At 43.0% G+C, this 9,445-nt stretch carries 5 protein-coding genes; all 5 read left to right on the top strand.

The features are described from left to right. The first annotated feature begins 42 nt into the window (after positions 1-42). The gene (gene rpoC, locus VST71_06760) at positions 43-4,005 is read left to right on the top strand and encodes a DNA-directed RNA polymerase subunit beta' (protein ID MEC4685415.1); all 3,963 of its coding nucleotides are present in this window, start codon (positions 43-45) and stop codon (positions 4,003-4,005) included. Positions 4,006-4,435: 430 nt separating this feature from the next. After that, a complete protein-coding gene (locus VST71_06765; protein MEC4685416.1) occupies positions 4,436-4,687 on the top strand; it encodes a RyR domain-containing protein in 252 nt (83 codons plus the stop codon). A 63-nt stretch (positions 4,688-4,750) separates the two neighbouring features. Next, positions 4,751-6,835 (top strand): AAA family ATPase, encoded by a 2,085-nt coding sequence (locus VST71_06770; protein MEC4685417.1) that lies wholly within the window; start codon positions 4,751-4,753, stop codon positions 6,833-6,835. After that, positions 6,823-6,948: a hypothetical protein gene (locus VST71_06775; protein MEC4685418.1), complete on the top strand. Its 126-nt coding sequence runs from the start codon at positions 6,823-6,825 to the stop codon at positions 6,946-6,948. Before VST71_06770 ends, VST71_06775 begins: the two co-directional genes overlap by 13 nt. A 59-nt stretch (positions 6,949-7,007) precedes the next feature. After that, positions 7,008-9,445, top strand: a 2,438-nt coding sequence (locus VST71_06780; protein MEC4685419.1) for a tetratricopeptide repeat protein, incomplete at its 3' end; no start/stop codon positions are given.

Here is a 9,445-nt window from a genome sequence, read left to right on the forward strand (position 1 = left end):
TGGAAATCCGGAACAAATATTACAGGTATTCAGAAAACTATCATGAAAAAAAGCAGTAAAATCAACAACATAAACAACCTGACAATAAGCCTGCTGAATCCCAGAAGGATCATAAAATTATCGTATGGGGAGATAGACAATGCAAAAACCATAGATATCATCACAAAACGTCCTGAAATCGGTGGGTTATTCTGTGAAAAAATATTTGGACCTGTTGAAGCCGGGAGATGCCATTGTGGAAAATACAAAAAAGCATATCATAAAAAAGGCACTATTTGTGAAAAATGCGGCGTTGAGATCAATGACCCCATTGTCAGAAAGAGGAGGTTCGGGCATACTTCTCTTGCTGCTCCTGTAGTACATATATGGTTCAGAAGCATCATTGCCAAACTGCTGGATATACCGCCGAAAGCACTGGACAGGATTATCAGCTATCAGTCATATATAGTGCTCGCCCCTGGAGAGAGCCGGCACCAAAAACATGAAGTTATCTCAGCAAATGATTATTTTGCAATCAAATCATCAAAATCCGAGGCATCTGCCCGCTTCAGAGCAGCTACAGGTGCGGGTATAATCAAGTACCTGCTGAAGAGCCTGAAAATAGACCCCCTGGTTGAGCATCTAAAGGAAAGGGAGTCCTCCAGAAGGGTAACCAAGAGACTGCAGATAGCAAGAGACTTTCAGAAATCCGGGAACAAACCTGAATGGATGGTACTCGATGTTCTGCCGGTGTTACCTGCAGATCTTCGGCCCATACTGTTCCTGGAAGACGGGACGGTTGCTTCCTCTGACCTTAACGATTTGTATATCCGGATAATGAACCGCAACCAGCGCCTGAAACGTCTGCTTAGGCTTGGTGCTCCTGAGCTGATAATAAACACTGAAAAAAGATCCTTGCAGGCCTCTGTAGATGCCTTATTCGATAACGGTCGTAAATACACAGCCAAAGACAGGTCAAACAAGAGAGTCCTGAAATCACTCTCTGAAATGCTGCGGAGTAAAAAAGGGAGACTTAGAAGAAATCTCTTGGGCAAGAGGGTGGACTATTCCGGCCGTTCTGTAATAGTGGTTGGTCCGGACTTGAAACTCCATCAGTGCGGTATTCCAAAAGATTTAGCTATGGATATATTCAGGCCTTTTGTATACGGACAACTCATGAGACTTGGATATGCCTCCAGTCTGAAACACGCAAAACTGCTTGTTGAAAAGAAACAACCTGAGGCCATGGAAGCACTTGAACATGAAATCAGGGAGAAAACCATCTTATTAAACAGAGCTCCATCACTTCATAGAATGAGTATTCAGGCATTTGATCCGGTTTTGGTTGAAGGCAAGGCAATACGGCTACATCCTCTGGTATGCTCTGCATTTAATGCCGATTTTGATGGAGATCAGATGGGGGTCCACCTACCTGTTTCGATTGAAGCACAAATAGAGTCAAGAGTATTAATGTTGTCAGTATACAATATCCTTTCTCCTGCCAACGGGAAACTCATAATGAGTCCTTCACAGGATATGGTACTTGGGATATATTACCTTACAAAAGAAAAGAGGGGCTGTAAAGGAGAAGGAAAGATATTCGCCGACCCCGAGGATGCAGTAATTGCCTATGATGGTGGAGTAGTTGATTTACAGGCGAAAATAAAAGTAAGAATTAATGATGAATTGATAGACACCACTCCCGGAAGAGTTGTTTTTAGTGAAATATTCCCCCCTCAAATTCCTTTTGAGGCTTTGAATAAAAATATCAGGAAAAAAGACTTAAACAAATTGATAGAGTTATGTTACGACAAGGCCGGGCACAAGGAAACAGTTGTTTTATTGGACAAAATCAAGGATACAGGTTTTAAGTTTGCAACCCTTTCAGGTATTTCATTGTGCATTGATGACCTCTCTATTCCAGGGGAGAAAGAGTCAATCATTAAAAAAACCGAAGGCCAAGTTAAAGATATTCAGGAGCAATATAGCAGTGGAACGATTACAGACAAGGAAAAACATAATAAAATCATAGACTTATGGATGAAAGCCTCTGACAGGATTGCAACGGCAATGATGGAAAACTATGGAATCCCTGACAATGACTTGCTCACACCAGAGGAAAAACAGGAGAGGAAAGCATTCAATTCTGTATTCATGATGGCAGATTCAGGAGCAAGGGGTTCAGTTCAGCAAATAAGGCAAGTTGCAGGAATGAGAGGCCTTATGGCAAAGCCTACCGGAGAGATAGTAGAGGTTCCGATAAAATCAAACTTCAAGGAAGGGTTGAGCTACCATGAATTCCTGCTTTCCTCTCATGGTGCTCGCAAAGGAAGAGCTGATGGAGCATTAAAGACTGCCAATGCCGGCTACTTTACAAGAAAGCTTGTTGATGCCGCACACGATGTGGTGATTAATGAATATGATTGTGGTACCACAAAAGGGATCACAATATCGGCACTGACGGATAATAATACTGTTATGGTCCCGATAGAAGAGAGAATCTATGGCAAGATTGCAGCAGAAAACATTGTCGATCCTGGTTCGGGCAGCATCATTGTACAAAGAAATAACGAAATTGGCAAAGCTGCCGTTACTGAAATAAAGGCCGTCGGGATAACATCGGCACGGGTGCGTTCCCCCATCACGTGCGACTCCAGAGAAGGAATATGTGCCATGTGCTATGGATATGACCTCTCGTCAAGAAGAATAATAGACATAGGGAGTGCGGTAGGCATTATAGCTGCTCAATCCATTGGAGAGCCAGGCACACAGCTTACTTTAAGAACGTTTCACTCCGGGGGCAGTGCTTCAGGAGCAACAGCAAGGTCCTTAATCGAAGCAAAAGAAAGCGGCATTGTCAAATTCTCTGATATTAAGTGTGTAGACAACAAAGACGGCAAATCCGTGGTAGTTAATAGAAATGGACGGCTGTTGATCAAAAATCAAGCCGGGGCAGAAAAAGATATGGGGGCTATCCCTTACGGAGCAGTTTTATATTTTAATGAAGGCACGTCAGTAAAGTCCGGACAGATAATTGCTGAATGGGACCCCTTTAATATGCCTGTTATAGCTGTAAACAACGGGACTGTTACTTATATGGATATCGTCAATGGGTTAACTATGAAGAAAGAAACTGATGGTGAAACAGAGATATCGAGAGTGGCTATAACCTCTATCACAGAAAACCTCATTCCCAGGATTATAATTGACGACAGGGAGTATTTTTTACCTATCGGAGCAACTCTTACAGTCAATGAAGGCAATAACATAGAAGCCGGAGATGTTATTGCAAAGATCCCCAAAAAGGCAACCAAAAATGTTGATATAACCGGGGGGCTTAACAGAGTGCTGCAGGTTCTCGATGCAAGGAAACTTGATCGTGCTGCGATACTTGCAGATATAAATGGAACTGTCAGAATTCATCCTCCAAAAGGCAGATATATGACTGTTGAAATTCTGGGAGAGCATGGTGACTCAAAAAAACATTCTGTATCAATCGAACGGCAGTTCAATGTTTATAACGGAGACTATGTAAAAGCCGGGGACATATTGGTAGATGGAATAGTGGATGCAAGGGATATACTTCGAGTATTGGGGCCTGAGAAGGCTGCAATCCATGTCATTAACGAGATCCAACTGGTATACAGAAGCCAGGGGGTTACTATAAATGACAAGCATCTGGAAATATTGGTCAGAAAAATGCTTGGAATGGTTCAGATAGTTGAGCCTGGGGATACAAGCTTTATTCCCGGGGAGATAGTCTCTAAATGTAGATTTACAGAAGAAAACAGTACTGTAAAAATGGAGAAAGCGATTGCAAAGCCGATACTTTTAGGGATTACAGCAGTAGCTTTATTATCTGAAAGCTGGCTGTCTGCAGCTTCATTTCAACGAACAACGTCTGTCCTTGCACAATCTGCTATACAAGGAAAAACGGATTATTTTAAGGGGTCAAAAGAGAACATAATTGTAGGCAATATAGTACCACTTGGGACTGCTCATCCAGAAAATATCCCACATAAGTGACCACCACAATTAAGTATAATTTTTTATTGTAGAAACCCCAAAGACGATACCTGAAGTAGAGCAACTTTCATTGAGGCATATCTCTACTTGTCTTTACGATCTTTACTGCAAAGCCTTCCGCCTTACTGTCGTTGCATAGCTTGCAAAATGTCTCAAACAAAAAGAACGATATAACCACACAGTAATAAAATGCTCTGTTGGCTGCAAACCTCTTAAATGGCAACGCTTCAAATCCAAAATCCTTTATCTCACAATGTGAGAATTCATCCGCTCCGCACTGATGATGACTATTTATGTGTATAGCGGCAATCAGGTATGCTAAAATGTGGAATGAAATTAATTGATATAAAAGAAAATGATTTGAACCGGGAATACGAAAGAGAACAGATTGATTCTAAAAAGGAACCAGCAAGTATTAAGTGGAGGCAAGATGGATGATTTAGATAACGAGACACTTGAACGCCTTGCCGAGGCAGCGCATAAAGTATGGATGGAAGGAAAACTTCGTGACGGCTGGAAATACGGGCCTGAGACGGATAAAGCCAGAAAGATTCATAACTGTCTTGTTCCTTATGATCAATTGAGTGAGTCTGACAAGGAATCAGATCGTGATATGATTCGGGGCATTCAAGAGATACTTAAGGCTGCCGGATATAAGATGGTGAAGGCTGATAAACAATGATTAACATTATTATACTTTCTTCATAATTAAAAATAATCGCTGCATGTAAAAAAGGGGGAGGATATGGCAAGAAAGTCCGTAGCTAAAAAAACGTCATCAACTAACTCAAATAGAAAAACAAACTCAAAGCCAAACCCTGGAATATTGGTTGCCGGTGATAATAGTATTGACAGTTTTATCTATCTTGAAGGTTTTCCGGATAAACCGGCTGATCTGCGTGAAGCATGGGTTGATGCTGTTCGATTCTGGAGTGTCAAGCTGGACGGAGGAGCCGGGAGCCTCAGACAGTATTTAAAGGCAACCGGAATAAACGCTGAAGACCCCTGTCCTTTGTCCGGAGACATTGCCGAATCCATTTATTTCCTGACGCGGAAGAATAATAAGAAGGGCCAGGACTGGAGTGTAGAGCAGGCCATAACAGCAGGTGAACATGAATATCCTTCAGGTGAACTAAACAAGTGCGATTTCAAGAAAATCTCTAAAAGCATACCGGCAGTTATTCTTGATTTCAATCAGGGATGGTTGGCAAAAAACAGAGAGACCGTTCCGGAATTTCTTCAAAAGAGAAAATATATAGTCCGTACTCACGACCCATTGAAAGAAGAGTGGAAAAGCGTTAGAAAGACGGGAACCGGAAGAGGTATATGGTTTTCTCCTGTGCAGGATATGGCTAACGGTTCTCTCTGGTTTCCGGGCAACTGGGAAAGCCTGCGAGAGCGGTTAACAGATTATCTTCAGACAGATGACACAATCTGGAAAAAAGGGAAGTGGCTGCATTATGTTGTGATTCAGATTGCATATGACGGGGCTTTGATCGTTGGGCCGGGTATTCCAGGGCAAGGTAAGCTATTGATTTATAAAGGTGACCAACCAGATTCTTTCTCAAGGGAAGGTTACGGAACTGTTGTTGCAGGCGGTATAGTTTTTGTATATTCCTTAACTCAGGCTTTGCTCTCATCAACATCGTTGAATACAAAACACGTTCTTGAGTGTTCAACAACAGGTCTTGCACGCCTGCGTGCAGTAGTGAAAAAAGGATATGATGGACCAATGGAAGGACAGGTCAACTGGGAACAAACCACAACAACAAACCTTCCGGTAGCATCACTGGAAAATGTTGATACAAAAAACATTATTACATACAGCAAGCCTCCTGCGGCAAACTGGAAAACCGCCTGTGAAATTATCTGCTGCAGTGACGATGAGCTTCGAGAAAGGACAGTTTTCAGACTCGGGAATCTTCTTACATCATCTCCTGAATATGCAGACACCCTGCTCCGTCTCGCCAGCAGGGTGGAAACCCATGTCAATAATGGAAAGGGAGTGCTTTCCTTTTCAATCTTTGGTGGTCCGGGATCAGGCAAAACTTTTGTTGCAGAACAGATAGCGGAAGCAATTGATGATCCTTCGAAGAACAGGTTTGAATATTTAACATTTAATCTTTCACAGTTCAATGATTCCTTACGCCTTGTTGATGCTTTTAAACAGATTCAGACAGCAAGCTTACAGGGTAAAACCCCCCTGGTATTATGGGATGAATTCGATACTTCTTATAACGGATCAGAGGCGGGCTGGATATCTTCCTTCCTTATGCCGATGCAGGATGCCGAGTTCTTTGATGGCATGACAAACAGGGCGCTCGGCAAATGTATCTTTGTATTTATTGGCGGCACCTTTAAAGATGATGCGGAATTCAATGCATGGGCATCTACGGGGAAAGGTAAAACCATGAAAGGACCGGACTTTCACAGCCGGCTTAACAACAGTTTAACCGTTCCGTCAGTAGACCTTGCCCTGAACATTGATAAGTCAACACAGGGAGATGACCCGGCAAAGCTTGTAAGGGCTGTATTGATACGAGCCTTCCTTAAAAAACAGCAAAAGGTCAAGGTAATATCACAGGATGTACTTGCCTTCCTGTTACACGTTCCCCTGCAGCACGGAGTACGCAGTCTTGAAAAAATCATCTCTACGAGCGCATTGGGCAAGACAAGACATTTTCAGGCATTTCATCTGCCGCCTTTGGATGTCCTGCAATTACACGTTGACGAATCTAAAATAAATTCTAAAAAGATAAACAGTTACTTAAGAGATATGAAACTTACTTATTATCAGGAGCCTTCTCTTGAGCTTAAGTGGAGGAGATAGAGTGGAGGGACCTGCCTGATGAAATTAAAGAGTATGACAAAGATGCTGTGCGAGCAATTCCCGAGATTTTAGCAAAAGCAGGGTTTGAGGTATATCGTTTGAAAGAAAAATAAATCAGAAAGTGAATAAATCATAAACTGATTCAAGCTCATCTTGTAATGAAAGATAAACTATGTCTAAAAAACAAACACCTGAATCTATAAAACCACGAGTCGTCCGTGTCTTCGTCTCCTCCACATTCCGAGACATGCATAATGAGCGGGAGGAACTTGTAAAGTTCACTTTTCCTAAGCTAAAAGAGAAATGCAGGGAGCGGGGTGTTGAGTTTGTGGATGTAGATTTGCGGTGGGGAGTGACAGATGAGCAGAAGGCCGAAGGGAAGGTACTGCCAATCTGTCTTGCAGAAATCGAGCGCTGCCGTCCTTATTTTATTGGATTACTCGGAGAGCGGTACGGGTGGCTGCCGGAAGATATTCCTCAAGAGCTTATAGAACAACAGGATTGGCTAAAAGATCACAAGAAGAAGAGCGTTACCGAGCTTGAGATAATTCATGGTGTGCTTGAAAACCCGGAGATGGAGAAATTCTCTTTCTTTTACTTCCGCAATCCTGCGACGTCAGCTGAAGTAGAAGAAGACCTCTCCAAAAAGCCGGATTACCTTCCTGAACCGGAAACTTCCCTTAATAAGCTGAAATCACTGAAAGGCAGGATACTTGAGCATGAGCAAAACTATCCAGTGCCTGTCCGAAAGGATTTCCATAATGCAGAGACACTGGGACAGCAGGTTCTTGATGACCTCTGGGCAGCTATTGACAAAAGGTTTCCGGAAAGAGAAACGCCCTCGCCTCTTGAACGGGAGCGGATGGACCATGAGGCATTTGCCGAGGCAAGGAGAAAAGTCTATATAGGGCGGGATGAGTATTTCAATAAACTTGATGAACATGTAAACAGCGAAGATCCTCCATTAGTAATCCTTGGTGAATCAGGATCGGGTAAGTCGGCACTGATTGCGAACTGGACAGAAAGATACCGGCAGGATAATCCTGATGAATTTATAATCACCCACTTTATCGGCGGTACCCCTGACAGTGCTGATTATGTGCGAATGCTCCGGAGAATCATGGAGGAGATACAGGAGAGGTATGAGACTGGACGAGCAGAGAATATTCCCTCTCCCCTTGCGGGAGAAGGTCAGGGTGAGGGGGCAATCCCGACTGATCCAAAGAAGATAGTTGAGGCGTTTCCGCTCTGGATTGCAAAGGCATCTGCAAGAGGTAAATTAATCCTTATCCTTGACGCTTTAAACCAGCTTGAAGACAGGGACAATGCTCTGGAACTCGGCTGGCTGCCGGTGTATTTCCCGCCCAATGTGAGGGTAATACTATCCACTTTGCCGGGGAAAAGCCTTGATGCCTTAAACAGAAGAAACCTTTCCTCAATGAATGTTGGATTGTTTGATCTGGAAGAGAAGAAGACTTTAATTCCTCAGTATCTGCAGAGATTTTCAAGGTCATTGAGTCCAAGGCACCTGAATCTCATTACGGATACTGAACACACAAACAACCCCCTTTATCTAAAGACTCTGCTTGATGAGCTGAGATATCACGGTGATTATTTTACTCTTGAAGAGAGAATAAAACACTATCTGAAAGCTAGGACAGTTGATGATCTCTACGAGAAAATCCTTGCCCGATATGAAGATGATTATGAACGGGACAGCGCTGGATTAGTGAGAGATGCTATGTCGCTGATATGGGCATCGAGGCGGGGGCTGTCTGAGACAGAGCTTTTGGGGATGCTTGGCCTAAAGGATAAACCTCTTCCAAAGGCTGTATGGTCACCATTGTACCTTGCAGCAGAGGAATCATTGATAAGCCGCTCAGGATTATTAAACTTTGCCCATGATTTTCTGAGAAAAGCGGTTGAAGAAAAGTATGTGGTGAATAAGGAGACGAGCAATGATTATCATTTGAAAATTGCGGATTACTTTGAAGATGAAGAATTGACAGACAGAAAGGTTGATGAACTGCCGTGGCAATTTAGGGAAGCAGAAAGTTGGGAAAAGTTGAAAGACTGTATTACAAAAACAAGGATGTTTTTAAATCTCCGCACAGATAAAAAACAATATGAACTTATGGGGTACTGGCTTAAACTTGAGAACAGATTCAATATTGTAGAAGTACACAATGAAATGATCATTACATATGAGAAATCAGTAACAGACGAACAGGAATTATCATACCTGTTGAATCAGACAGCGCTCTTTCTTAATCTTAACGCCAGATACGAAGGGGCAGAACCTCTATACAGAAGGGCGCTTGAGATAAGGGAAAAGGTGCTTGGCAGAGAGCATCCTTCTACGGCAACAAGCCTGAACAACCTGGCAGAACTGTTTAAAAGCAAAGGGGATTACGAAGGGGCTGAGCCTCTATACCGGCGGGCGCTTGAGATATATGAAAGGGTGCTTGGCATGGAGCATCCTTCCACGGCAGCAAGCCTGAACAACCTGGCAGAACTGTTTAGCAGCAAAGGGGATTACGAAGGGGCTGAGCCTCTATACCGGCGGGCGCTTGAGATATATGAAAGGGTGCTTGGCATGGAGCATCCTTC

The organism is Nitrospirota bacterium (assembly GCA_035873375.1).
In the GTDB taxonomy this organism is placed as follows: Bacteria; Nitrospirota; Thermodesulfovibrionia; order Thermodesulfovibrionales; family JdFR-85; genus BMS3Bbin07.